Raw genomic sequence first — 25031 nt, forward strand, 5'->3', positions numbered from 1 at the left:
GTTTCGGTACACGAAACCTAGATTAACGAACAACCTGGCCCATGTACTCACCCCATAACTGAGCGGCCTGTCCACTACTGCCTGTGGTGGGATCATTGTTGTCATTGCCCAACCAAATCCCCGTGACTAGAGAGCGGTTGGGAATATAGCCCACAAACCAGAGATCAACGTTATCGTTGGTGGTTCCTGTTTTTCCAGCTTCTCCTAACCCTAAAGCAGCGCTGCGTCCCGTGCCGCCTTGGATAACCCCTTGTAACAGCCCTGTCATGGTATCTGCGACTTCTGGCGGCAACACCGAGACATTGGCTTCTGAATCTTGGTCGTAGGAATAAATTACTCGACAGGTTTGCAAGTTATTGCGATCCTGACAATCGCTGCTATCTAAAATGCGCTGAATGGCATGGGGACGATGGCGCACTCCGCGATCGGCCAACACGCTAAAAGCACCTGTCATTTCCAACGGTGTGACTTCACTTTGGCCCAGGATTAACCCTGGCACAGGATTGAGGTTGGCCTGAATTCCCATGCGTCGGGCGGTTTGTACAACCTTGTCAAGGCCAGCATCCTGAGCAATTCTAAGGGCGATTGGGTTTTCGGAGCCAGCAAGACCGCTATACATGTCCAAACTGCCACCCCCAGCCACGCACCCATTAAACGATTGGCCACCCCAATCTAGAGGTGCACAGGAATAAGGCTTTCCCGGCGAAATTCCTTGCTCTAGAGCTGAGGTGTAGGCAAAAATTTTGAAGGTCGAGCCAGGTTGGCGTAGTGCTTGGGTGGCGCGATTGAATTGGCTTTGCTGATAATCGATGCCACCGACTAAAGCCAAGATAGAGCCATTCGTAGAGTCTAGGGTGACGATCGCCCCTTGAGAGAAGTTGTAGGTTGCGCCTGCGTTAGCTACTGAGTTTCGCAGAGCGGTTTCTGCTAGGGTCTGCATTTGCAGATCTAGGTTGGTTTCAACAATAAAATTGCCTTCTTCTGCTAGTTGCTGCCCCAGCAAAGTTTGTAACTCATCAAACACGTAGCTGTAGAAGTAAGGAGCCCGAATGCTCTCTAGAATTTCTCTAGCCCTAGGATTAATTTCTATTCGCGATCGCCTTGCTCGTTGAGCCTCCTCTAAGCTCACCATCCCCATTGCCGCCATCCGGTTAATCACGCGATCGCGGTACTCCACTGCCGCTTGGTAATCGCGGATCGGGTTAAAGCTATTGGGGGCAGGCAAAATACCTGCTAAGGTTGCCGCTTCTGAGAGAGTTAAATCTTTAGCCGACTTGCCAAAGTAGAACTGAGCCGCATCCTCGAAGCCAAAGTTACCGTTACCCAAATACACCCGATTCAAGTAAGTCTTCAGCACCGCGTCCTTGCTGTAGAACATTTCCAGCTTGAACGCTACGATCGCTTCTCGGAGTTTGCGCCCAGCGGAGTCTTGAGTGCCCACATAGTCTCGGAACAAGCTACGAGACACCTGCTGCGTAATGGTGCTAGCTCCTTCCCGAATTCCTCCGCCTCGAATATTGGTTAATAAAGCTCGTAGGATTCCAATCGGATCAACGCCTAAATGCCAATAAAATCGGCTATCTTCCGAGGCAATCACAGCCTTGGGCAAATAAGGAGAAAAATCTGAAAGCCTTTTCAGCTCTAAGTGAGCATTGTTGCGGGGAGGGCTCAGCGGAGTCTCACGATCGCGGGCATAGACGATGACTGGCCCTTGAATAGAGTTGGGCAAAGGACGCACCGAAAACTTAGTCCACTCAACGCCAACAAATAAGGCTGTAATCGCTGTCAGACCACTCACCCCATAGAGGCCATAACGAAACGCTTTGACATACCACGGGGGTGGGTTGTGATATTGAATACGAACGGCTGCTGCCAACTCCGGCGGCCCTAGCGTCAAGACATCACCGTGATACAGCGTGGAAGTGGTGACGCGGCGCTTGCCTCGATAAACGCCGTTGGTTGAGTTCTCATCCTTGATCACAAAAGGAGTTTGCTGCTGGCGATCGCGAATCAGAGAGAGATGAATCTGACTCACTACTGGATTGCGCACCACGATGTCACAGGACTTAGAACTCCGTCCCAACAGGTAGCGATCGCCCAATAGCGGGTAAGTTTCTGCCTTATCTGCTCCCGCATCTTGAACCCAAAGCTCTGGCACCCTCGCATTCGGATTTAATGCCAGCTTCGAGAAGTCAATTTTGGCTTGAATGGTCTGCACTGCTTGGGTTAAGTTACCCAACAGAGTTTTAGATTGGCGAGGCGGCTGGGGAGGAGTCATTCACTATCAACAAAATTCGGCTAGAACAACTGAGTAACGGTATCAATCAGTCTTGACTGGAGTTAGGCCAATCAGGTTGCCGTTAACCGTTCCAATCACGCAAAGCAAACATAACAGCATCCTAACTATTTTCGGGAAGAATCAGGATGAGAATCTGGCTGGGAGGAATCTTGTCTAAAAGTAGCAATCAACAAACAAACAATTCCAACATTAATAAACACGTCGGCTATATTGAAGACCGGAAAATTAATTAAACGAAAATCCAAAAAATCCACGACTCGACCGTTCAGAAATCGATCAATGCCGTTGCCAGCCGCACCCCCTAAAATACAGCCATAGCCAGCCTGCTCCCACCGATTCATCTTAGGCCCAAACAAACCCAGCGCCACCAAAACCAGGCTAACACCCAGAGACAACCAGCGTAGCCAGTCGCCTCCCTGACTAAATAGGCTGAAAGCAGCACCCGTGTTGGTTACATAGGTAAAGTGAAAGACATTAGGCCATAGTGGCCAAGACTCCGGCGGTATCGTGAGGTCAAACTGAGTCACAACCCAATATTTAGTGACGCGGTCTAACACTAAGCTGATGAGAGCCGTGAGCCAAAACAAACGATTCTTCCAATTCATGGCAACTGGGTCAGAGAATTTAAAACCAACAGGGTAACCACCGAGCAATGCCAGAGCATACACAACAAAAGCTGGCTTGATTCAGGCTGCCTCAATAAAACATCAAATGCCGAATGGCAAAGGCTACAACTGTGACAGCACAGGTGAGAGCCAATTGCTCGGGGAGAAAATTATAGGAGTACGTTCGCACTGCTTCTAGGAACGGAACACTAGTATTCACCCAGCTAAAGAGATAGCCAAAAATCAAATAGACTAAACCCACTAAGTGGACGGTTAGCAGGCCACAAAGACAACTAAACGTCAACGACTCTAAACGTGGGGGAGCCTTAAAGGCGAGTAGGCCACAGATCCAAGCTCCTGGGACAAAACCCAGCAAGTACCCAAACATAGGCTCACGAATATAGCCAATGCCGCCGCCTTGGGTAAAAACCGGAAATCCTGCCAAGCCCAATGCTAAGTAAGCAATTTGAGAAAGAACTCCAGCATTTTTACCCCCCAAACAACTAGCCAGTAACACCGCTCCAATTTGGCAAGAAACTCCCAATGGGTAAGCTTGAATGCCAGAGGTATCCCAACTCCAAGGTGGACTGGTAATCGATGCCTCTACAAGGGTTCCACCAATTGTTAGGATTAGGCCAATGAAGGCCCACAGCAGTTCAATGGGAGCGGCCACTATTGGTTCAAGAATACAAAGCGAGGGGGGCTGGAGTAACAAAACTATCCTCTCTTAAGCTAGAGGTTTAGCTACCTCAAAGATCTAAAGCGCTGATATCAATTAAGCCTGTAAAAGCCTATTTACAGCGCTTGAGAACCAACTAGCATCAGAAGCAACATCAATTGATTTGCCTTTAGTGTTGGCATTGTATCACTGGAGTGGAAATACCTATCCTTCTGGATCGAAAGTAAGGCATTGGGCATCCCAGCAATTTCAGGTATGCAGCAGGTAGTCGCACCCAAATTGCCTTAATCTGTCAAAACTGGTTCTACTGCAGCTGGCTGAGTCACAGTTTTCTTAGGATTAAAGTAAGCTTCTAGAACTTGCCGTACCATCGGAGCAGCAAAAGAGCCACCACCGCCACCAGAGTTTTCTCCAAAGGCCACAACTAGCACTTTTGGTTTATCCAGAGGAGCATAAGCCCCAAACCAAGTATGAGATTCTCGGCCAAAATCCTCGGCAGTGCCACTCTTGCCAGCTGTGGGCGGCAGCGTTGTGACATTGAGAGCTTCGCCCGTACCACCGTCCACCACCTCTCGTAACCCTGCTTGCAAAATCTCGATAGTTTCAGGTTTCAGATTTAGAGATTCGCGCCAGTTGCGAGCAGCCTCATTGTCTTTCAAGAGGTGAGGCTTGACCTTATAGCCACCGTTAGCAGGCACCGCAAACATCACCGCTACTTGCAAAGGCGTAGATTGCAGAAAGCCCTGACCGATCGACATATTGACTGTGTCTCCCAGATACCAGCCTTCCCTTAATTCTTTGCGTTTCCAAGCATCGTCTGGCACCAGACCCGCCGCCTCTTCGGGTAGCTCAATGCCTGTTTTCTGGCCGAATCCGTAGCGTCGAGTCCAGGGAATGAGAATTTGGTCGCCAATCCCCATCGCAATTTGGTAGAAGAATGTATCACTACTCCATTTCAAAGCGCCTGCAAAGCCTAAAACGCCAAATCCAGCTCGGTTCCAGTCACCAAATTCAATCCCCCCAACGGTGATGGAAGGATAGGTATTGAGGACTGTATCAGGAGAATATTTACCCGACTCGATCGCGGCTGTGGTCGTCACAATTTTGAAGGTGCTCGCCGGGGGATACCCTTGCACCGCTCGATTCACAAATGGGTGGTCTTCGCTCTGTAAGCGTTGCCACTGAGCATCTGTAATTCGGGTCGAGAAGAGATTGGGATCGAAGGCAGGACGGCTGACCATTGCCAAAACTGCACCATTACTCGGGTCCATTGCCACGATCGCCCCTTTGCGATCGCCCAATGCTGTTTCTGCCGCTTTTTGCAACTTCAAATCCAACGTTAGGCGCACATCCTTACCAGCCTGGGTTTGCTTCTCACCCAAAATACGGACGACTTGGCCCATGCCATCAACTTCGACTTGCTGACCGCCCCATTCTCCCCGTAGTTGTTTTTCATAGGCGGCTTCTACCCCCATTTGGCCAATTACATCGCCAAGACGGTACCCTTCATCCTTGCGCTTGTCCAGTTCCTCATCGCTCATCTCCCCCGTATAGCCCAACACATGAGCGGCCAAGTCACCATGAGGGTAGTAGCGCACAGCTTCAGCATCCACTTCTACTCCCTCCATCTCACTGGAATACTCCGCCAAAGCGGTGACTTGGGCAGGACTCACACCTCTCGCAATCCGCACCAGGTAGGGAGAGGTATAACCTGCTTGTTCCAAGCGCTTTTGGATCTCAGCTTCGGGAATTTGCAAAATCTGAGAAAGTCGCTGCAAAGTGCTAGGCCACTCAGACTGCTTACGCGCTAACGGCCATAGAAAAACCGAATGCGATAGGCGACTACCTGCCAAGATGTTGCCTTGTCGGTCCAAAACTTTGCCGCGTTCTGGTTGCTTAGGGATTAACCGAATGCGATTATTTTCTGCCAACTGGCGATTACGGTCCCCCTCAACCAATTGCAAATAAGCCAAGCGACCGCCAATTCCACCCAACATGAATAAACTGACAACCAGCATGAAACCTAGGGATTGGTATTTTCGGCCAACGGTACGCGAAGCGGGTTGTTGAATGACGGGATGAGATTGTGTCAGAGTCATAGGGTCCGAAAAATTAGGTCTGGGGAGAGCCGTCGCAGTGAGTTTTTACCTAGTCTACAGCGAGTCTCTCTGACGGGATCGGAATCTTGATTGAGTGAAGAATTATTGCACATCTGCTGAGTTAACTGTTTAAAGTTATTTGCTAACAGTGTTCAACTTTCGATCGGGAAAGCTAGTTTGGGCAAGTTATAAGGTAGAACAGTCCAATTTCGCAACCTAGGTTAGACGGAATAAAATAAACCAAAGTCAGATTTAAACTCGCCCGAAAGGCAGGAATCGAGTCTGGTCTTGGATTCGTGGGGAAATCAGCGCAGGAAATCGCCGCTATGTCTCAGACTGCTGTGCAGCGTCAGGATACTACCAGTACCGACACCGAGTTTGATGTTGAACTTCGCAAGGTGTTTAAGGTCTTTAATGGTGAGGCAGTCGTTCGAGGTATTGATCTCAGTATTCACAAAGGTGAATTCTTTAGCATCCTAGGGCCTTCTGGCTGCGGCAAAACTACGACGCTACGCTTAATTGCGGGCTTTGAAGCTGCGACTGCGGGGGAAGTACTGATTCGGCGTCAAATCATGAATCAGATTCCGCCTTATCGCCGCCCTGTCAATACAGTCTTTCAAAGTTACGCCTTATTCAATCATTTGACGGTCTGGGACAACATTGCTTTTGGCTTACGGATTAAACGTCAAAGTCGAGCCGAAATTCGAGACCGAGTGGGTGAAGCCTTGAAGCTGGTTAAGATGGAGTCTTATACCCAGAGGTTTCCAGCTCAGTTATCGGGGGGACAGCAACAAAGGGTGGCTTTGGCGAGGGCTTTAGTCAATCGTCCGGCTGTGGTTTTGCTTGATGAACCTTTAGGCGCTCTAGACCTGAAGCTGCGCAAAGAAATGCAGGTGGAGCTTTCCAATTTACATCAAGAGTTGGGTATCACTTTTGTGATGGTGACTCACGACCAAGAGGAAGCCCTCAGCTTGTCAGACCGAATTGCAGTGATGCATGAAGGCAAAATTGAGCAAATTGGCTCTCCGAATCAGATTTACGAACAGCCCCGCACTCCTTTTGTGGCTGATTTTATTGGGGATACCAATCTTTTTAGAGGACGGCTGGTAGGAGCAGATACAGAGGCCGTCCAGGTAGAGACAGAAACTGGACTTAAAGTGATCGCCAAACTGGCAGAGGTTGAGACTTCAACGGTTACTGGACCTGTGGTTCTGAGTATTCGACCTGAAAAGGTGCAGGTGAGCTTGTATACGCCTAGTGTGTCCCATAATTGTTTTGAGGGGCGGCTGAAGCATGTGATGTATTTGGGGACGCATGTTCACTATGTAGTGGAACTGCTTTCGGGCGATCGCGTCACTGTCATGCAGCCGAATACCGTAGGTGCCCTTCCCGACTCTGAAACTCCAATTTACGTTTACTGGGCGGCTACAGATTGTCTAGCTTTGACAACCTAAGCAGCACAACCACCTCTTCTAGACAGCATGGCAACGAGACGACAATTTCTTAACTCTACGGCATCCGCTGTTTCTGGGCTGGCTCTTTCTAGTTGTGGCTGGACCCTAGCCCAAGTCAGGCAATCAGCAGCTCCGCCTAGCGCCTCCAATAAGCTCTATATTTATACTTGGTCTAACTACACAGACGCAGATCTGCTCAAGAGCTTTAGGGAGCAAACTGGCATTGAAGTGATTGCCAATGTCTTTGACTCCAATGAGGCGATGCTGGCTAAAATCCGAGCAGGGGGTGGTTCGGAGTACAGCATTATTTCACCCTCTGACTACATGGTGCGGCAGATGAGCGAAGTGGGTCTTTTGAGCGAGCTAGACCACAACCGCTTAGATGGGCTTAACAATCTTTTGCCCCGATTCCAAAATCCGATCTATGACCCTGGTAATCAGCATAGTATTCCAATTAGCTGGGGCACGACTGGACTGATTTACAACACGCAAAAGCTGAAAGCAGCACCTACAGACTGGAATTATCTTTGGGACAATCAGGAGCAATTAAGCCAGCGCATCACCTTGATTAATGACGTGCGGGAGGTGATGGGAGCAACGTTACGGATGCTGGGACACTCCTACAACGCCACTCAACCGGAGCAGTTGCAGCAAGCCTATGAACAATTAGTGGCTTTGAAACCCGCGATCGCCACCTTTACTTCCGATGCATGGCGCGATCAACTAGTAGCGGGAGACCTATGGCTAGCAATGGGGTACTCAGCAGATGCCATTATGACGGCCCAAGAGAATCCCAATCTTAGATACGTGATTCCTAGCAGTGGGACTTCCTTGTGGACTGATACGATGGTGATTCCTAAATCAGCTCCTAATCCCGATGCGGCTTATGCTTGGCTAAACTTCATTTTGCAGCCATCTATCATGGCTCAAGTATGTTACCGCCTTAAGTTCGCGACGCCTAATCAAGCTGCCATCAAGTTGCTACCCCCTGATGTTCGCAACAACACCAATTTGTTTCCACCAGATTCAATCCTGGCTAAATGTGAACAAATTGCTCCGATCGGTCAATTCAGTGAAGTCTACGAGCGCTACTGGACGCAGCTAACCAGCAGTTAAGCCAATAGTCGTCTCAATCTCTCCATCTAGGTTCTCCGCATGACGCTTGCTTCCAAACATACTCCGTCTGCACCGGATATCGGTCGTCCGGAATCCAAGTGGCTAGGGCCATTAGTCTTGCTAGGGCCATCTGGCATTTGGCTAGCGCTCTTACTGGTGCTGCCAACGCTAGTGATTTTGGAGTTGAGTTTCGTTCCGGGAATCCGACCGGGGGATGTCGTCAACCCATCAGGTTTACAGAATTACACTCAGATTTTTCAGCCGATTTATTTGCAGGTGATCGCGCGATCGCTCTTCTTCGCCATCAACACCACCCTCATCTGTCTGCTACTCGGCTTTCCAGTCGCTTATTGGATTGCGCTGATAGCACCAAGTCGCTGGCGCAATCTGTTGTTGCTCTGTTTTGTGCTGCCCCTCTGGACCTCGTCTCTGCTGCGTTCCTACGCCTGGATCACGATCTTGAGACCCACGGGAGTTTTGAATACCTTGCTCACCAGCATTGGCTTGCCACCTTTGAATTTACTCAATAGCGGTTCTGCGGTGTTAATCGGCATGAGCTATAGCTTATTGCCTTACATGGTTCTGATTCTGTATGCCTCTTTAGAGAAACTTGACCGACGGTTGCTAGAAGCTGCTGCTGACTTAGGGGCTCCCCCCAGTGAAGCTTTTTGGAAGGTGACGGTACCGCAAACACTACCGGGTATTGCGGCGGGTTCTCTACTGGTTTTTATTACAGGGTTGGGCGATTTTGTCGATCCCGAACTGCTGGGTGGTGCGTCTAGCATGACTGCGGCGCGGCTGATCTACAACCAATTTCTAGGGGCAACTCAAAATTGGGGTTTTGGGTCAGCCTTGAGTATGCTGTTAATTTTGGCGGTCAGTCTTGCGATCGCTTTGTTAATCAAGTATGGCGATTCTACGGCCCAACGCTAGTTTTAGGGCTAGTTCGGGGCGATCGCTGAGTTATCTGGGTGCAATCATCGATGATTACGGGTCACTATCGCTGGAAGGATTCATATCTCTGTGACTGGATTGCAAGCCAAAACCAAACCTCGTGCTTCCTGGCAGGCGTGGTTCTCCCTGCTCATGTTTGGTTTCATGTATTTGCCCATCCTCGTGCTGGCGTTTTATAGCTTTAATCAGTCAGCCTACAGTGCCAGTTGGGCAGGATTTACTTTAGCTTGGTATCGCAAGTTTTTTGCCGACGAACGCATTTTGTCAGCTTTGCAAACCAGCTTGATGGTGGCGCTGTTGGCGGTGGCGATCGCAGCAGTGCTCGGAACGCTGATGACGGTTGGGTTAGCTCGCTATCACTTTCCGGGCAAAGGGCTTTATCGGGGTGTTGCGTATCTACCCTTAATTATTCCGGATATCGCGATCGCGGTTGCGACTCTAGTTTTCTTGGCAGTAGTGGCAATCCCACTCAGTTTATGGACAATTGTCGCCGCTCATGTCGTGTTCTGTTTGGCTTACGTCGCGATCGTGGTATCTACCCGTTTAACTGGGCTGGATTCCCACCTAGAAGAGGCGGCCCTTGATTTAGGAGCCACCCCAGCTCAGGCATTTATTCAGGTTCTGCTTCCAGAGTTGATGCCAGCCATTGTCTCTGGTTGCTTGTTGGCCTTTGTGCTAAGCATGGATGATTTTCTCATCGCTAGTTTTACGGCTGGAGGTGGCGTAACTACATTGCCGATGGAAATTTTTAGCCGCATTCGGACTGGGGTGAAGCCCGATATTAATGCGCTCAGCGTCGTTTTAATCTTGGCCTCTGGTTTTGTCGCGTTCGTCGCTGAATCAATTCGCTATCAGGGCACCCAAAAACGGTTGAAGTAGCTGCGGCGGTCAACCCATTCAACTCATTTCAGCTCATTTCACTCATCACAGCAAATTGACTCATGTGGGTCTAGCGATCGCCATGAACCCAGCGCCACAGTGGATGGCTCGGTCCTTGTTGGCGAATCCGATATGCTTGGCGCTCTAGCCGCTCTTTTTCTAGAGCAGGCAGGCCGAAGAGAATATTGCGGCTTTGCCAAACCAAGGTAGCCACGGTTAAACCAATACACAAAGCCAGCCCAAACGTGGGAATTGGGTTATAAGCAAACCCATAGCGTACTGCGGCCCAAGTAAAGTACTGCCTCCACAGGGCAATCTCCCCTCGCAATCCCCACAGACTGAGCAGCCCAACAGTCAGCCACAGGCAAACCACAACTAACCAGCGGCCCCAAACAGTCACCTGATGCAATCTCATCAATTCTGGTGAAAGATTGGGGTTGTAGCTCAGTTCTGTGTTGTCAGACTGCTCCATAATTGCTAGCTAACCCGAAGCAAAAATTGCTACGGCAACAAGAAGTTAAGCATCCTCGGAACTCACAGAGGCATCCAGCGCTGGTGAACCTGCTGCCATTGCTGGGATGGCTTGACCATTACGCTTTCGCCACCAAGCGAGTAGGGTACTAGCAATAAAAATGCTGGAGTAGGCACCCATTGTAAAACCAATAATCAAGGCTAGGGCAAAGTTTTTAAGGGTTTCTCCGCCAAAGAAGAAGATAGAAGACAACGTGAGCAAAACAGTCAGCGTAGTGTTGATGGAGCGAGTTAAGGTCTGGTTGACGGCCTCTTCTACAACATCATCAATATGTCGCTCAGGATTGAGGGTAATGGTTTCTCGGATGCGATCGTAAATCACGACTGTGTCGTTGACCGAAAAGCCCACAATCGTCAGGAGGGCCACAATAAACAAGCTATCAACTTCGGTGCCAAAAACTAGGCCCAAAATTGAGAACATGCCAACTGTTACTAAAACATCGTGGAACAAAGCAACGATCGCCATAAAAGCGTAGTCAAACTGAAACCGGAAGCTCAGATAGACAATAATCCCTGCAAAAGAGACGATCAGGGCCAACATACCAGAGGTAAATAACTGACGGCCAATGCTTGGGCCAACAGTATCAATTTGGGTGGTTGTAGGGTCGAATTTACCGATCGCTTCACTCAAAGAGGCTTGTAGCTTGGTGCGTTCATCCACATTCAAGGTTTTGGTACGGATGGAAACTGCCCGCTGATCTTGCCCTACGACCTGAATACTGCTGCCAGCAAGACCTTGTTGATCCAGCAATTCTCGAACATTGCCAACATTAATTGGCTTGTCACAGTTGTTGGGTTGCGTGCAATCCAGTTCAAACTGGATGCGAGTTCCACCCACGAAGTCTAAGCTAGGCCGCAAAGGCGCTTTGATATCAGGGCGAGTCCAGGAGATGGCCATTGCCACTAATCCACTCAAAATAATCAGTAGTGAAATGCTCCACCACAGCGATCGCCGCTTCATCACATTGAGTTTCATGGCGTCACCTCTGCCTTCGATTGATTAGACGCTGGCACCTGAGGACAAAAGAATTCGGGTTTACGGAGAGCTGGAAAACTTAATGCCAGCAACATCAAAGTTCGACTACAGGTAATGGCCGTAAACATACTAACTACTACCCCTAAACCGAGCGTGAGGGCAAAACCTCGGACTAAGCCCGCCCCTAACCAGAACAAGGCAGCACAAGCAATTACCGTTGTGACATTACTATCCAAAATGCTAGAGAAGGCCCGATAGAAGCCAGACTCGACGGATCGATACAAGGTTTTGCCAGCCCGCAACTCTTCACGGGTACGCTCAAAAATCAAAACGTTGGCATCAACTGCCATCCCGATACTGAGAATAAATCCAGCAATTCCTGGCAAAGTTAAAGTCACACCCAGCAGGGTAAAGCTGGCAAACGTCAGCAGCGAGTAAATCACTAGGGACAAGTCAGCGATCGCTCCAGGTAAGCGGTAATAAACCACCATAAAGATCAACACCAAAAACAGACCACCCAAGCCAGCATAGATGCTGCGTTGGACGCTATCTCTGCCTAAGGTCGCTCCCACAGTGCGGTTTTCGACAATTTCAACCGGGACAGGCAAAGCGCCACCCCGCAACTGTACCGCTAAGTCGTTTGCTTCTTCAGCGGTAAAGCGGCCTTCGATGACAGCGCCACCACCCGTAATACCAGTTTGGGCAAACTGTACCCCAACCGTAGGAGCACTAATCAAGCGATCATCTAGCAGAATGCCAATGCTGCGTCCAGTTCCAGCCAAACTCTTGGTTAACTCTGCAAACAGCGTTGCCCCTTTAGGATCAAATCTTAGAGAGACATTCCAGCTATTGCCACTCGCTGAAGCAGGCTCAGCCGAAGCATCCTGAAGATTTTCTCCAGTCAAACCAGTCCGCTCAAAGAGTTCCGCGATCGCAGCATTACTCCGCTTAATCGCCGCTTGGTTTTCCGCCAGTGCAGCCTCATTGCCAGCACCTGGCTTTTGCAGTTCTGCCTGCTTAGCCAGCAATTCTTGCCGCACTTGAAACTCGACCGCCAGTTGAGCTTCTGACCCTGGTTTTTGCTGACGGAAATCTAGCTGGGCTGTACCCCCCAAGACCCGCTCCGCCTGTTCAGGATCGCTCACGCCGGGAAGTTGAACCAAGAGTTGGTCTTCTCCCACCGTCTGAACCACCGATTCAGACACACCTAATCCATTGATCCGTCCTTCCACGACTCGCTGTACGGCTTCCATCACCCGTGGTGTGATTTCTTTCACAGTCTCGGATGGTTTCACCTGCAATGTCAGTTGGGAGCCGCCCTGCAAGTCGAGTCCTAGTCGTGTAGGAACCTGCACGATGGTAAAGATCGCCCCAATGACGAGGACGAGAATTAAAGCTAATAATGAACGCTGTCTTTGCATAAGTTCTGAGTTTGGAATTTTGAGTGTTGAGCTGGAATAAACATCCAAGTTGCAACCTCAACACTCAAACCTATCTTAGCTACACCCGTAAGGCCACCATTTTTTGCACAGCTTCAACAATCTGTTGGGGCTGCACAATGGTTAGGTTTTCTAGGGTGCCGTTGTAAGGGGTGGGAATGTCTTGCGAAGAGAGGCGCAAAACAGGAGCATCAAGTTCGTCAAACAAGCGATCGTTGATCGAGGCAATCAGCTCTGCGGCAATCCCCCCGGTTCTCATACATTCTTCGACAATGATTACCCGGTGAGTTTTGCGAATGGAAGCGCCAATGGTATCAAAGTCCAGAGGTTTGAGCGAAATAAGATCAATTACCTCTGGGTCATAACCATCTTTTTCCAAGGTTTTAACTGCTTGGAGAACATGGTGACGCATTCGAGAATAGGTCAGAATCGTGACATCTTTGCCTTGCCGCACCACTTCTGCTTTATCTAGAGGCAGCGTGTACTCAGCTTCTGGTAGATTTTCCTTCAAGTTGTACAGCAGCACATGCTCAAAGAATAAAACTGGGTTGTTGTCACGGATGGCAGACTTCAATAAACCCTTGGCGTTGTAAGGAGTTGAGCAGGCCACAATTTTGAGGCCAGGAACTGCTTGGAAGTAAGCTTCTAGACGCTGGGAGTGTTCTGCCCCTAGTTGTCGGCCTACCCCACCAGGCCCGCGAATCACCATCGGGATTTTGTAGTTCCCACCCGACGTATAGCGCAGCATCCCGGCGTTGTTGGCAATTTGGTTGAAGGCCAAGAGCAAAAAGCCCATATTCATGCCTTCAATGATGGGACGCAACCCAGTCATTGCCGCGCCTACTGCCATGCCTGTAAAACTGTTTTCGGCAATGGGCGTATCTAAAATCCGCAGCTCACCGTATTTTTTGTACAGATCTTTCGTGACTTTGTAAGAGCCGCCGTAGTGGCCTACATCTTCCCCCATCACGAGCACGGAGGGGTCGCGGGCCATTTCTTCGTCAATGGCCTCACGTAGGGCGTTAAACAAGAAAGTCTCTGCCATCGATACCTCTGAGTTGCGGCAACAGTCTAATGATCGAAACTAATGGTCGAAATTACTTTGGTGATCCAAGTTAATCATCATAGCTGTTGAGGGCAGCCATGATTATATCGGACGTGGATTAGATTTGGCCTTACAGACAAGGCACAGGCAGCGCGATCGCCCGCCCTACAATCACCCCGACAAACAATCACCCCGACAAAAGACAGCATACAAAAATCGGACAAGCTACTCACCTGTCCGATTTCAGCTACAAGGGTGACTAGATTATTCGTCCTCGGCAAACACAAATCGATACAGTTCGCTAGCGTCAGGTTCAGGACTTGACAGCGCAAACTCAACCCCTTCATCAACGGTGGCTTGAATTTTACGCTCAATTCCCTTGAGTTCTTCTGGATTGACCAAGTTTTGCTCAATCAGGTAAGCCGCAAACTTCTTAATGGGGTCACGAGCCAACCAAGCTTCTTTTTCATCCTTGGTACGCAGTTCGTCGGGGTCAGCTAGAGAATGACCTCGGAAGCGATAAGTCAGCGCCTCAATCAAAGTAGGCCCTTCACCCGCCCGCGCTCGTGCTACTGCTTCTTGAGCCACAGACCGCACGGCCATCACATCCATGCCATCCACTTCTACACCGGGCATCCCAAAGACGCTGGCTTTTTTGTAGATTTCTGGCTGAGAAGTCGCCCGCTCATGGGCCATCCCGATCGCCCACTTGTTGTTCTCTACCACAAATAGGATGGGGAGTTTCCACAAGGCGGCCATGTTAAGGCACTCGAAGAATTGACCATTGTTAGTGGTACCGTCTCCAAAGAAGCAAGCGGCGACTTGATCTGCCGTCTCATCTCCCAAGACTTCCCGACGGTATTTGCTCTGAAAAGCGGCCCCCAAAGCAATGGGAATTCCTTCACCAATAAAGGCAAAGCCTCCCAGCATATTGTGCTCTGCCGAAAAGAGGTGCATTGAGCCACCCCGCCCTTTGCTGCAACCTGTCGCTTTCCCAAACAGTTCTGCCATCACCTCGCGCGCCGGGACTCCAGCACTGAGGGCATGGACGTGATCGCGGTAGGTGCTGCATACATAGTCTTCACCGGGCCGCATGGATTGAATCACACCCGTTGACACAGCCTCTTGGCCGTTATAGAGGTGGACAAATCCAAACATTTTGCCCCGATAGTACATCTCCGCGCACTTATCTTCGAAGAAGCGCCCTAAGATCATGTCTTCGTAGAGCCTTAAGCCTTCTTCTTTAGTAATTTGTGCTGAAGCAGCTTGAAATACTGGTAAAGTCCGTTCCTGAACCATTGATTTGTAGTACCCTCGCAGCAATACCAAGCTAAATTTTATCGAGATAGTTTGACTTCCTTAAAGAAAGTCGGCTTCCTGTACCTGCCAGGTTTTCCCAGTCTACTTACAACGAAGGCATAGCGCTCTCAGTGTTTTGGCAATACCGGGCGAAGCTGCACACCGCATCTTTGAGGTGCTGAAGTGTTGACGTTTTGCCACTAGCACCTGAATCAAAATAGCGTCCTCCGGAACCAAAAATCAAATTTTGTCACCCTTGCCTAACCTATGGGAATCAAAAAGCAGATGCTACTGACAAAGGGGCCGTTGATTGGAGTTTCCTGAGCTGACCTGTTAAAACTTATATAAAAGTTATATTACTTGGCGCAAATTTTTCCTTATCTTGGTACACTCCCCCAATGAGGGTCACGGGTTATGATTGTGGCACTATCTTGGCAACTTTATTGGTTGTCACAGATTAATACTTATTTCTTGCCGCTGGGGAAGTGAACCGTGCGAATTCCGCTCGATTACTACCGAATTTTGGGCCTACCAATCCAGGCCACTGCTGAACAGTTGCAACAGGCTCATCGCGATCGCGCCTTGCAACTTCCTCGGCGTGAATATTCTGAGGCAGCGATCGCTGCCCGAAAGCAGCTGCTTGACGAAGCCTATGCTGTTCTCTCCGATCCGGATCAACGTCAGGCTTATGACGCTAATTTCCTCGCCAAAACCTACGAGCTTGAGCCCGATCGCCCTGGCACCTCGTTAACTAGAACCCCAGAATCAACAGACACCAGTAGCGATCCCTACACCCCCAGCATTGATATTCACGACGATCAACTCGTCGGGGCTCTCTTGATTTGGTTGGAGCTAGGTGAGTATGAGTTGGTGTTGAAACTGGGGCGTACCTATCTCAGCAACAACAGCAATTTAAAGAATGGCCGCTTTGGCGAACCGGACATTGTCTTTGCCGATATCATCCTAACCGTTGCTTTAGCTTGCTTGGAACTAGGGCGAGAGCAGTGGCAACAGGGCCAATATGAAAATGCCGCAGAATCCCTTGAAGCTGGGCAGGAGTTGTTACTACGCGAAGGTTTGTTTGCAACTGTCCGGGGCGAAGTACAGACTGACTTATATAAGTTACGGCCCTATCGCGTTCTGGAGCTACTTGCTTTACCGGAAGAAAGCACAACCGAGCGCCGCCAAGGACTCCGTTTGCTCCGAGAAATGTTGCAGGAGCGTGGTGGAATCGACGGGACTGGCACCGATCAATCTGGCCTCAACATTGACGACTTTCTGCGTTTCATTCAGCAGTTGCGCGGTTACTTGAGTGCAGCCGAGCAACAAACTCTGTTTGAAGAAGAAGCGCGTCGTCCTTCGGCGGTGGCGACCTATTTAGCGGTTTATGCTTTGCTGGCTCAAGGGTTTGCTCAACGTGAGCCAGCCCTCATCCGACGGGCAAAGTCAATGCTAGTGCGCCTGGGTAGCCGCCAAGATGTGCATTTAGAGCAAGCGGTTTGCGCCTTACTCCTCGGTCAAACTGAGGAAGCGAGCCGCGCTTTAGAGCTGAGCCACGACTACGAGCCACTCGTCTTCATCCGAGAAAACTCTCAAAGTTCGCCAGACTTGTTGCCAGGTCTTTGTCTCTACAGTGAGCGTTGGCTGCAAGAGGAAGTTTTTCCTCATTTCCGAGACTTAGCTCAGCAGCAAGTTTCCTTGAAAGACTACTTTGCCGACGAGCAAGTGCAAGCCTACTTAGAGGAGCTTCCTAACGAGTCGCCAAATCACTCTCCTACCAACGCTTCTAGCCAAAATGGCTGGGGGGCTGCCACCCAAGCTGGAAGCAATGGACAGTCTAGCCCTACGACAGCAGGTCACGCGGCTAACTGGCGTACCACGACTAGCTATCCTCCTACGCAATCTGCCGTCCATACCCGCTTGCAGCAAGCAGTAGAGACAGACCCTAGGGTTCCTCCTGCCACTCGTGCCGTTACTACGGTTTCTCCAGCAACAGGGCCAGCTGAGCCAGAGCGCATTAACCCAACGTCATCCCCCTCCAGCCGAAACCCAACAACTTCTAACCCGCCTGCCACCTCCGTAGTGGTCACAGGTGGGAGTGGTACCAATGATTCGCAACGTCCCACTTCCTTAACTCAAGCAGGACAACCGCCTAGGGAGCGATCGCGGGGTCAAGTGGCCAATGGATTCCGTGTTCCCGATCCAGAGGATCTACCACCCCGTCGTAGTGGCACAGGTGCAGCATCACCTAGCAAATTCAAGCCAGTTTTGTTATTTGTGATTGCCCTCTTGTCCCTGGGAGCGTTAGGGTATCTAACCACCAAAGCTTTCAGTAGCTTACAGGCCGCTCGTGGCCCCAAGTTGGAAGCCAATCAACCGATGATCTCGCTCGACCAACCTTTGATTGCCGTTCCCGACCCGGAAACTGTTGCTCAGTCAGCCACAGGGCCTTTGACTAAGGAGGCAGCTCAGCAGGTGGTTCAAACTTGGTTATCGACCAAAGCAGCTGCTCTCGGTCCTAATCGCGCCACCGCTCAGTTGAACCAAATCTTGGTTGATTCTGCCTTGACTCAGTGGCAACAACAAGCCGCAGACGACAGACGCAGTGATTCCTATCGGCAGTACCAACATGCCATCCGATCTATTGATAGCGTCGAAATGAGCGATGTTGATCCCAATCAAGCCAGAGTGGATGCCGAAGTGAGTGAGGCTGCGGCCTTCTATGTCAACGGTCAGCTCGATCGCAGCTCGTCTTATACCAGTGACAGCATCCGAGTGCAGTACAACTTGGTACGCCGTGACGGTCGGTGGTTGATTCGCGAAATGAATGTTCTCTAGATAAACTCTAGAGAAATATGTGATCAATATGCGATCGCTAATTGCCTAAGAGACCAGTGATAAGATCAGCCTGGGTTCCCCAAAAATAACTGCAAAAAATGGCAACTATGTTATCGCTAGAAGCGGCTAGGGCACAACCTAACTTGAAATTGGGACGAGTTTTGATTGTCGAAGACGAAGAGTTGATTCGTGAGACGATTGCTCTAGCGCTAACCGAAGAAGGTTATGAGGTTCTGGTTGCGGAAGATGGGCGCAGTGTTTTAGAGCTGACTCTCAAATCCGAAACAGGCAGCGAAGCTGAAGCAACCCAGCTAGATTTAGTCATCCTCGATTTGATGCTGCCTTACATCAACGGGCTAGATCTGTGCCGATTGATTCGTCATGAAGGCAACAGCGTCCCCATTCTCATGCTCAGTGCTAAAGGCAGCGAAACCGATCGCGTGGTGGGACTAGAAGTTGGGGCAGATGATTATCTCACCAAGCCTTTTGGCATGCGAGAACTGATCGCTCGCTGTCGCGCCTTACTCCGTCGTCATCGTCATGCGCAGCCTCCGAGCCACGAAACAACCCTCAAGTTTCAAGACATTACCCTCTATCCTCAAGAATGTCGTGTGACGGTGAGAGGCGAAGAAATTAATCTTTCACCTAAAGAATTTCGGATTTTAGAGCTATTCATGACTCATCCCCGGCGAGTCTGGTCGCGCGAACAACTCATTGAACGAGTTTGGGGGCCTGACTTTATGGGAGATAGTAAAACCGTGGATGTGCATATCCGCTGGTTACGGGAAAAACTAGAACTTGACCCTAGTCATCCGGAATACCTATTGACGGTACGAGGCTTTGGCTATCGGTTTGGCTAAAGCTAGGAGCTAGAAAACGCCGATGACACTAGATTCAGCAATTTTTGGTAGAAACGCTACGCGAAGACATTACTGCCCTCTGCGATCGCAATTACCGCAACTGTGGAATTCCTAGGGTTTCTGTTTGGACTGGCACTGGGTTTAGCACTGCTAGGGTGGTATCGCCTCCGGCTGAACCGCAGACTGAACTTTTTGGTCCGAGAACTAGAGTCGGAGATTCTGGGATCGCCTACTTCTTTGACTTCCCGCTTAACGCTCGCGATCGCCCACCAAAAACACCTGAGTCAACAGCTCGAAAGAGAAATTGAAACCTGGAGACAGGTCGTTTTTAGCGCCCCTGTCGGCTATGTACAGGTGGATGAAGATAATCAATTAATTTGGTGTAATGCTCAAGCGCGGCAGATCCTAGGCATCCAGCAGTGGGAATCCAGCAAACCTCGCCTCTTGCTGGAATTAGTCCGCTCTTACGAACTCGATCAACTGATTGAGCAAACCCGTGATGCTCAGCAACCTTGTCATAGCGAGTGGGTATTTCACCTGAGTAGTCCCGATCCCGCCAGCATTTCCCGCCAACCAACCTGCCCCCTACGAGCCTGCGGATTACCCTTGTTAGCAGGGCAAGTCGGAGTTTTTCTAGAAAACCGTCAAGAAGCCGCAACCCTGGCACAGCAACGCGATCGCTGGACTTCAGACGTCGCCCATGAGCTAAAAACGCCTTTGACCTCCATTCGCTTAGTAGCTGAAACCCTACAAACTCGACTAGAGCCACCCCTCAGGACTTGGATCGATCGCTTACTCAACGAAGCCATTCGCCTGAGTAATTTAGTCCAAGACCTACTAGACCTAAAACAAATTGAGCGAGGTGCGCCTTACTGCCTCAATCTCAGCAGCCTCAATCTCTCTGAGCTGATTCAGTCCGCTTGGCTCAGCTTAGAACCGCTAGCTCGCAAAAAACATTTACACCTGCTCTACCGAGGCCCTGAAGTGGTCTTGATTCAAGCCGATGGTCCTCGACTTTTCCGGGTCTTAATCAATTTGCTAGATAACAGTATCAGATACAGCCCTCCCCAACAGGAAATCAGGGTGCAGGTGAGTGTTCAGGATGCCACTCTCAAGCCCGCAGAGCCACCTAACCAGCAGATCTGTTTGGAAGTGATTGATTCGGGGCCAGGTTTCCCTGAAAGCGCTCTACCCTACGTTTTCGACAGATTTTATCAAGTTGACCCTTCGCGATCGCGTCCTTCCGGGGCCAGTTCTGCTCCAGAAGGACAAACCGCCGTCAAACGGATCAAGGTGCCAAACTCAACTCCCCTGGGAGCCTCCAGTTCCAATAGCCAGAATAGCGATGGGGCTGCCTCTCTAGAAGCGATCGCGGCAGAAAAAAACAAGAGCCTGACAGTTTCTACCGAGCGTGGACAGATACACAACTTCACCCCCCCTGAAGCAGAAGCTCAACGGAGTGGTAGTAGTGGATTAGGGCTGGCCATTGTCCGACAGATTGTGGAGGCACATCAAGGATCGGTCAGTGCCAACAACCATCCCGAAACTGGAGGAGCGTGGTTGCAGGTTTTATTACCCTGCCAACAACCTCATCCGCTGGTAAAAGGCTGAGCCTCGTTTCTCAGGCCGATCTTCCTGTAATATTTGTACATATCAACGAACGCATAGTCTGCTGAGCAGTCCCCTATGGAAGAACGGCTGCATAAAATTCTGGCCCAATGGGGCATTGCTTCTCGTCGTCATGCTGAGAAGATGATTCAAGATGGGCGAGTGCGCTTAAATGGTACTGTAGCGCAACTAGGCCAGAAAGCGGATACTCAACGCGATCGCATTGAGGTGGATGGAGTCACGATCCAGCCTGCTCAGCGGCCTCAACACCTGTACCTTCTGCTCCACAAGCCTGCTGGTGTCGTCTCAACCTGTGATGACCCCTGGCAGCGCTCTACAGTGCTTGATTTACTTCCTGAAGATCTACAACAAGGGCATGGTCTGCATCCTGTTGGTCGTCTAGATTTTGACTCTACTGGGGCTTTACTGTTAACCAATGACGGTGAACTAACGTATTATCTGACTCACCCTCGTCATCAAATCCCCAAAACTTATAATGTTTGGGTGCAAGGCCGTCCTTCCGAGTCAGTTTTGCAGCAATGGCGTCAGGGAGTTGTCTTATCGAATCGCAAAACCTTACCTGCACAAGTCCGTGTAATAGAGCGGCAAATGGGGAAAACTCACTTAGAAATCGTGCTGAACGAAGGTAGAAATCGACAAATTCGCCGAGTGGCCGAACAACTCGGGCATCCAGTCCTACAACTACATCGGATAGCAATTGGACCGATTCAACTCCAACAACTCCTTCCCGGTCACTACCGAGCCCTCAGCGAGTTTGAAATCAATTTTTTACAGACGGAAACTATTAGTCCTAAACGATCTACTGGTTCCTAGAACCAATGGATAAACAAAACATTAAACAAAACTATAACTGTGCAGCAGACGTCAAGGAGCGTAGCGTATGAAGAAGTCAGCCCTACAACAAGAGCAAGAACGAATCGAAATACTGCAAGAGATGGGGTCTCACTTACGCCAGCTTCGCCAAAAACAGTCGATGTCGTTAGAGGAAGTTGCTGCCAAAACCAAGATCCAAATGCGTCTCCTCAACGCCATTGAATCAGGTCAACTAGAGGAATTACCGGAACCTGTTTATATTCAGGGCTTTATTAAACAGTTTGCCGATGCTTTGGGGATCAATGGGGCAGCGTTTGCGAGTTCATTCCCCACTACACCAATTTTGCGGCCTGTCCAGCAGCCTTGGCGTCATCTACCCGCAGCTCAATTACGTCCCGTCCATCTATACGTTGTTTACGTCTGTTTAATTGTATTTGCAGTCAATAGCTTGTCTTACCTGATGAACCGTTCTACTAGGCCGACGCTGGCCAATGTAGAGGCTTATCAACCATCGGGTAATCAACCACCAGGACAAGCAGTTAGCCCAGTGGCATCTAATCAGGTTTTTGGCCCCTTTAACCCTGCGAAAACAACCGCCACTCCTTCAGGTAAGCAAAGATCTACAACTCTAGGGCTAGCGGGTCTACTCTCTGCTCCCCCAGATGCTGACAATGTCAACAATGCTAACAAGCCCGTCAGAGTCAGCGTGATCTTAAAAGCGCAATCTTGGATTCGGGTCGTGACTGACGGCAAAACTGAATTCGAAGGCGTCTTGCCGGAAGGCACCCAGCGAGTTTGGATGGCAGATGAACAGCTAACACTGCGGGCGGGTAATGCTGGGGGTGTCTTGGTCGGGCTAAATGAGCAACAAGCCAAGCAGCTAGGTGATCCTGGCTCGGTCGAAGAAGTCACGTTTGAAGCCAATGCGAATGCTGCTCAACTTCCCTCAAATATCGTGGATGATGCCATAGAGGGCTCTCGAAACACTGCGAATGTTGCCGTATTTTCAGCTCCATCTGACCAGGTAGCGATTCGCTAGCTCTTAATTAGCGGATCACAACGAGTTGGATACAGTTAACTAACGGGGCCAACTCATTGTGGGTTCAACCTGAATTTTGGCTTTTAACTCTGAGTTTGAGGGGCACGACCAAACAACTCGGTCATGCTTTTGAGGCGATCGCGGACTTCTGGAGTCAAAGCATCTGCCTCGTATCGCCATGTCCAGTTGCCTGCATTGTCGCTGGGATCATTCATGCGGCCCTCATTCCCCAAGCCCAAAACGTCTTGCAGTTGAATGATGGCTTGATTAGAGACAGAGGCTAGAGCAAGGCGAGTAAAGTCCCAATTGATCCCCTCTGGGCTCAAACAACCAACGTAGTTAATAACCATGTCGCGATCGCTGGGTGAGAGGCGATTAAACCAGCCCACAATGGTTTCGTTGTCGTGGGTGCCAGGATAAACCACGCTATTAGGCAAATATCTGAAGGGCAAAAAGTTTTTGTCCCCCATGTCACCAAAAGCGAATTGCAGAATTTTCATGCTGGGGAAACCAAAGCGATCGCGCAAGGCATCCACTTCTGGCGTGATCACACCTAAGTCTTCTGCCAGGACAGGCAGTTGGCCGAACTGCTGCTGGAGGGTCTCAAACAGAGCTTCCCCTGGCGCTTCAATCCACTCCCCATTCATCGCGGTGGTTTCACCTTGCTGCACTGCCCAATAAGCTTGGAAGCCTCGGAAGTGGTCAACCCGAACCATATCCACGTAGTCGAACAGAGCTTGGAACCGCTGCACCCACCACTTGAACCCAGTTTGCTGCAACCGCTCCCAGTTATATACGGGGTTGCCCCAAAGTTGTCCCGTTTCACTGAAGTAATCGGGTGGGACTCCCGCCATCAACGCAGGCTCTCCGGTTTCAGGGTCGAGGCAAAAGTTTTCTGGGTTACCCCAGACATCGGCGCTATCCTGAGACACGTAAATAGAAATATCACCAATTACTTTGATCCCGCGTAAGTTAGCGTATTTCCTCAGCGCTGACCATTGCTGGAAAAACTCAAATTGCAGGAATTTGTGCAGCCAAATTTCGGCTTGGAGTTTGTCTTGCCACTGGGCGATCGCGTCTGGTTGACGTTTGGAGATCGCGGGTTCCCAAGTGGGCCAACTGGTATCTTGAAAGGCCTCTTTCAATGCCATGAACAAGGCGTAATCGTCTAGCCAGTAAGCTGTGCCTTTGCAAAACCCTTCAAATTCTTTTTGCTGTACGGCTGAAGCGTTCGTCTGAAAATTCTGCCAAGCTTTTTGCAACAGAGGCATTTTGATCTGCCGCACTTTGCCAAAGTCTACGGATGGGGGCATCTCTGGCAGTTCGGTTAAGTCTGTTTTTGCGAGGAGTCCTTTATCCCGCAGAACTTCCAGGCTAATCAGCAGATGGTTACCTGCCATTGAAGAGTAGGACGACAGGTAAGGAGAATTCCAAGGCTCGCCCGTCGGCCCTAGGGGTAGAATTTGCCAAAGTTGTTGGGCGCTGTCGGCTAAGAAGTCGATGAAGCGGTAGGCTTCTAGGCCTAAGTCACCAATCCCAAATCGGCTGGGAAATGAGGTGGGGTGCAGTAAGATGCCGCTAGCTCTGGGAAAGGGCATAGACAATCTGAAAAATAAACAGCAAACGTCCTGAATTTAGCACCCAGTCATTTCGGCTGCATCAATCCTGGGTTTTGCTCTTTGGGCAATTATGTCTATCTAAGGTTGGATAGCTAGAGGGATTTTTAATTAAAGCCACATAGAAGCGATCACCCTCTCACGGCAGGAGAAAAGCGATTAACTGAGGATCACCTTTCCTCGCTAAGTTCTAAGAGATCCTGATGTCATCGTGTATGCAGGGTTATTTTATTGTAGAAAGAGCATAACTCGTTCAGTTTGGTTGGCAAGTTGGCGGTTTGCCTGAGCACTTGAGGTAAAGCCCAACTAATGGGCCACAGTGATGAAGAAATTGCGCACTATCGACCAACTCGCTGGCGTGTTCTGTCCTCATTGCCGCGTCTCATCCTCACAGCGAAACTCAGGCACTGTTTGCAGTAATTCGACTAAAGACATGACTCTTCCTCAACCCTATCTTTAGTTTGCTTTTTCTATATCCATATGAAGCAGTCCTGCCGCTGTCGAGAGGAGAATCACTGGGCGATCCTGAAGAGGTGGTAGCGATCGCAATATGAAGTTAGCTATCTTGGAAGCTTAAATAGGGATTACGTAATGAGCAATGTCAAGCTAGGTCGATATGAACACTTTAAAGGCAAGACTTACGAGGTAATGGGAGTTGGCAAGCACTCGGAAACTGAAGAAGAACTTGTGATTTATCGACGGGTTGGTGATGATCAATTGTGGCTAAGGCCCGTAAGCATGTTTCAGGAGCATGTTCAGCATGAAGGACGCTCAGTTCCCCGCTTCGAATATGTAGAGAACCGCATGCAAGGTCGATTTGAACGTGAGAACTGAAATCCGTTCAAATGCTGAGCTAACTAC

Annotated in this window: 20 protein-coding genes; 10 read left to right on the forward strand and 10 right to left on the reverse strand. The window is 49.9% G+C overall.

Annotated features, from left to right (window positions below; all coding sequences use genetic code 11):
- Positions 1-22 precede the first annotated feature (22 nt).
- From KME12_15305 to mrdA, 4 genes are all read right to left on the reverse strand, one after another.
- Positions 23-2278: a transglycosylase domain-containing protein gene (locus KME12_15305; GenBank protein ID MBW4489155.1), complete on the reverse strand. Its 2256-nt coding sequence runs from the start codon at positions 2276-2278 to the stop codon at positions 23-25.
- 125 nt (positions 2279-2403) lie between these two features.
- A complete protein-coding gene (locus KME12_15310; protein MBW4489156.1) occupies positions 2404-2904 on the reverse strand; it encodes a lipoprotein signal peptidase in 501 nt (166 codons plus the stop codon).
- A gap of 91 nt (positions 2905-2995) precedes the next feature.
- Positions 2996-3577 (reverse strand): biotin transporter BioY, encoded by a 582-nt coding sequence (locus KME12_15315; GenBank protein MBW4489157.1) that lies wholly within the window; start codon positions 3575-3577, stop codon positions 2996-2998.
- A gap of 290 nt (positions 3578-3867) precedes the next feature.
- Positions 3868-5682 carry a penicillin-binding protein 2 gene (mrdA, locus tag KME12_15320; GenBank protein MBW4489158.1) on the reverse strand — a complete coding sequence of 605 codons (1815 nt, stop codon included), beginning with the start codon at positions 5680-5682 and terminating at the stop codon, positions 3868-3870.
- A gap of 326 nt (positions 5683-6008) precedes the next feature.
- Here mrdA and KME12_15325 point away from each other — a divergent pair, with 326 nt between their 5' ends.
- The 4 genes from KME12_15325 (at position 6009) to KME12_15340 (ending at position 10085) form a co-directional block, all read left to right on the forward strand.
- Entirely contained in the window at positions 6009-7136 is a 1128-nt protein-coding gene (locus KME12_15325) for an ABC transporter ATP-binding protein (GenBank protein ID MBW4489159.1), read from the forward strand.
- Positions 7137-7163: 27 nt separating this feature from the next.
- The gene (locus KME12_15330) at positions 7164-8252 is read left to right on the forward strand and encodes a spermidine/putrescine ABC transporter substrate-binding protein (protein ID MBW4489160.1); all 1089 of its coding nucleotides are present in this window, start codon (positions 7164-7166) and stop codon (positions 8250-8252) included.
- Positions 8253-8291: 39 nt separating this feature from the next.
- The gene (locus KME12_15335; GenBank protein ID MBW4489161.1) at positions 8292-9185 is read left to right on the forward strand and encodes an ABC transporter permease; all 894 of its coding nucleotides are present in this window, start codon (positions 8292-8294) and stop codon (positions 9183-9185) included.
- Positions 9186-9350: 165 nt separating this feature from the next.
- Entirely contained in the window at positions 9351-10085 is a 735-nt protein-coding gene (locus KME12_15340) for an ABC transporter permease (protein MBW4489162.1), read from the forward strand.
- Positions 10086-10155: 70 nt separating this feature from the next.
- Here KME12_15340 and KME12_15345 read toward each other — a convergent pair whose 3' ends face one another.
- From KME12_15345 to pdhA, 5 genes are all read right to left on the reverse strand, one after another.
- Positions 10156-10557 carry a hypothetical protein gene (locus KME12_15345; GenBank protein ID MBW4489163.1) on the reverse strand — a complete coding sequence of 134 codons (402 nt, stop codon included), beginning with the start codon at positions 10555-10557 and terminating at the stop codon, positions 10156-10158.
- Between the two features lie 45 nt (positions 10558-10602).
- The gene (gene secF, locus KME12_15350; protein ID MBW4489164.1) at positions 10603-11592 is read right to left on the reverse strand and encodes a protein translocase subunit SecF; all 990 of its coding nucleotides are present in this window, start codon (positions 11590-11592) and stop codon (positions 10603-10605) included.
- Positions 11589-13013, reverse strand: a complete 1425-nt coding sequence (gene secD, locus KME12_15355) for a protein translocase subunit SecD (protein ID MBW4489165.1) — start codon at positions 13011-13013, stop codon at positions 11589-11591. The genes secF and secD overlap by 4 nt, the downstream gene beginning before the upstream one ends.
- A 79-nt stretch (positions 13014-13092) precedes the next feature.
- The gene (locus KME12_15360) at positions 13093-14076 is read right to left on the reverse strand and encodes an alpha-ketoacid dehydrogenase subunit beta (protein MBW4489166.1); all 984 of its coding nucleotides are present in this window, start codon (positions 14074-14076) and stop codon (positions 13093-13095) included.
- A gap of 264 nt (positions 14077-14340) precedes the next feature.
- Positions 14341-15375 (reverse strand): pyruvate dehydrogenase (acetyl-transferring) E1 component subunit alpha, encoded by a 1035-nt coding sequence (pdhA, locus tag KME12_15365; GenBank protein MBW4489167.1) that lies wholly within the window; start codon positions 15373-15375, stop codon positions 14341-14343.
- A 492-nt stretch (positions 15376-15867) separates the two neighbouring features.
- On the opposite strand from pdhA, the gene KME12_15370 reads away from it, so the two are divergent.
- From KME12_15370 to KME12_15390, 5 genes are all read left to right on the forward strand, one after another.
- A complete protein-coding gene (locus tag KME12_15370; protein MBW4489168.1) occupies positions 15868-18213 on the forward strand; it encodes a DUF4101 domain-containing protein in 2346 nt (781 codons plus the stop codon).
- Positions 18214-18320: 107 nt separating this feature from the next.
- Entirely contained in the window at positions 18321-19073 is a 753-nt protein-coding gene (locus tag KME12_15375; protein MBW4489169.1) for a response regulator transcription factor, read from the forward strand.
- A 102-nt stretch (positions 19074-19175) separates the two neighbouring features.
- Positions 19176-20684, forward strand: a complete 1509-nt coding sequence (locus tag KME12_15380) for a PAS domain-containing sensor histidine kinase (protein MBW4489170.1) — start codon at positions 19176-19178, stop codon at positions 20682-20684.
- A gap of 75 nt (positions 20685-20759) precedes the next feature.
- Positions 20760-21515, forward strand: coding sequence for an rRNA pseudouridine synthase (locus KME12_15385; GenBank protein MBW4489171.1), 756 nt, complete (start codon positions 20760-20762; stop codon positions 21513-21515).
- A gap of 67 nt (positions 21516-21582) precedes the next feature.
- Positions 21583-22554, forward strand: a complete 972-nt coding sequence (locus KME12_15390) for a DUF4115 domain-containing protein (protein MBW4489172.1) — start codon at positions 21583-21585, stop codon at positions 22552-22554.
- Positions 22555-22637: 83 nt separating this feature from the next.
- Here the strand turns inward: KME12_15390 and malQ are convergent, their stop codons facing one another.
- Positions 22638-24152: a 4-alpha-glucanotransferase gene (gene malQ / locus KME12_15395; GenBank protein MBW4489173.1), complete on the reverse strand. Its 1515-nt coding sequence runs from the start codon at positions 24150-24152 to the stop codon at positions 22638-22640.
- Between the two features lie 609 nt (positions 24153-24761).
- Here malQ and KME12_15400 point away from each other — a divergent pair.
- Positions 24762-25004 (forward strand): DUF1653 domain-containing protein, encoded by a 243-nt coding sequence (locus tag KME12_15400; protein MBW4489174.1) that lies wholly within the window; start codon positions 24762-24764, stop codon positions 25002-25004.
- Positions 25005-25031: the final 27 nt, after the last annotated feature.

Origin of the sequence: Trichocoleus desertorum ATA4-8-CV12, from assembly GCA_019358975.1 — a bacterium.
Classification (GTDB): Bacteria; Cyanobacteriota; Cyanobacteriia; order FACHB-46; family FACHB-46; genus Trichocoleus; species Trichocoleus desertorum_A.

What these genes read in the sequence shown, in the direction of transcription:
- KME12_15305 (MBW4489155.1), bottom strand. Translation starts at nt 2,278, where the DNA reads ATGACTCCTCCCCAGCCGCCTCGCCAATCTAAAACTCTGTTGGGTAAC.
- KME12_15310 (MBW4489156.1), bottom strand. Translation starts at nt 2,904, where the DNA reads ATGAATTGGAAGAATCGTTTGTTTTGGCTCACGGCTCTCATCAGCTTA.
- mrdA (MBW4489158.1), bottom strand. Translation starts at nt 5,682, where the DNA reads ATGACTCTGACACAATCTCATCCCGTCATTCAACAACCCGCTTCGCGT.
- KME12_15325 (MBW4489159.1), top strand. Translation starts at nt 6,009, where the DNA reads ATGTCTCAGACTGCTGTGCAGCGTCAGGATACTACCAGTACCGACACC.
- KME12_15330 (MBW4489160.1), top strand. Translation starts at nt 7,164, where the DNA reads ATGGCAACGAGACGACAATTTCTTAACTCTACGGCATCCGCTGTTTCT.
- KME12_15335 (MBW4489161.1), top strand. Translation starts at nt 8,292, where the DNA reads ATGACGCTTGCTTCCAAACATACTCCGTCTGCACCGGATATCGGTCGT.
- KME12_15340 (MBW4489162.1), top strand. Translation starts at nt 9,351, where the DNA reads ATGTATTTGCCCATCCTCGTGCTGGCGTTTTATAGCTTTAATCAGTCA.
- KME12_15345 (MBW4489163.1), bottom strand. Translation starts at nt 10,557, where the DNA reads ATGGAGCAGTCTGACAACACAGAACTGAGCTACAACCCCAATCTTTCA.
- secF (MBW4489164.1), bottom strand. Translation starts at nt 11,592, where the DNA reads ATGAAACTCAATGTGATGAAGCGGCGATCGCTGTGGTGGAGCATTTCA.
- secD (MBW4489165.1), bottom strand. Translation starts at nt 13,013, where the DNA reads ATGCAAAGACAGCGTTCATTATTAGCTTTAATTCTCGTCCTCGTCATT.
- KME12_15360 (MBW4489166.1), bottom strand. Translation starts at nt 14,076, where the DNA reads ATGGCAGAGACTTTCTTGTTTAACGCCCTACGTGAGGCCATTGACGAA.
- pdhA (MBW4489167.1), bottom strand. Translation starts at nt 15,375, where the DNA reads ATGGTTCAGGAACGGACTTTACCAGTATTTCAAGCTGCTTCAGCACAA.
- KME12_15375 (MBW4489169.1), top strand. Translation starts at nt 18,321, where the DNA reads ATGTTATCGCTAGAAGCGGCTAGGGCACAACCTAACTTGAAATTGGGA.
- KME12_15385 (MBW4489171.1), top strand. Translation starts at nt 20,760, where the DNA reads ATGGAAGAACGGCTGCATAAAATTCTGGCCCAATGGGGCATTGCTTCT.
- KME12_15390 (MBW4489172.1), top strand. Translation starts at nt 21,583, where the DNA reads ATGAAGAAGTCAGCCCTACAACAAGAGCAAGAACGAATCGAAATACTG.
- malQ (MBW4489173.1), bottom strand. Translation starts at nt 24,152, where the DNA reads ATGCCCTTTCCCAGAGCTAGCGGCATCTTACTGCACCCCACCTCATTT.
- KME12_15400 (MBW4489174.1), top strand. Translation starts at nt 24,762, where the DNA reads ATGAGCAATGTCAAGCTAGGTCGATATGAACACTTTAAAGGCAAGACT.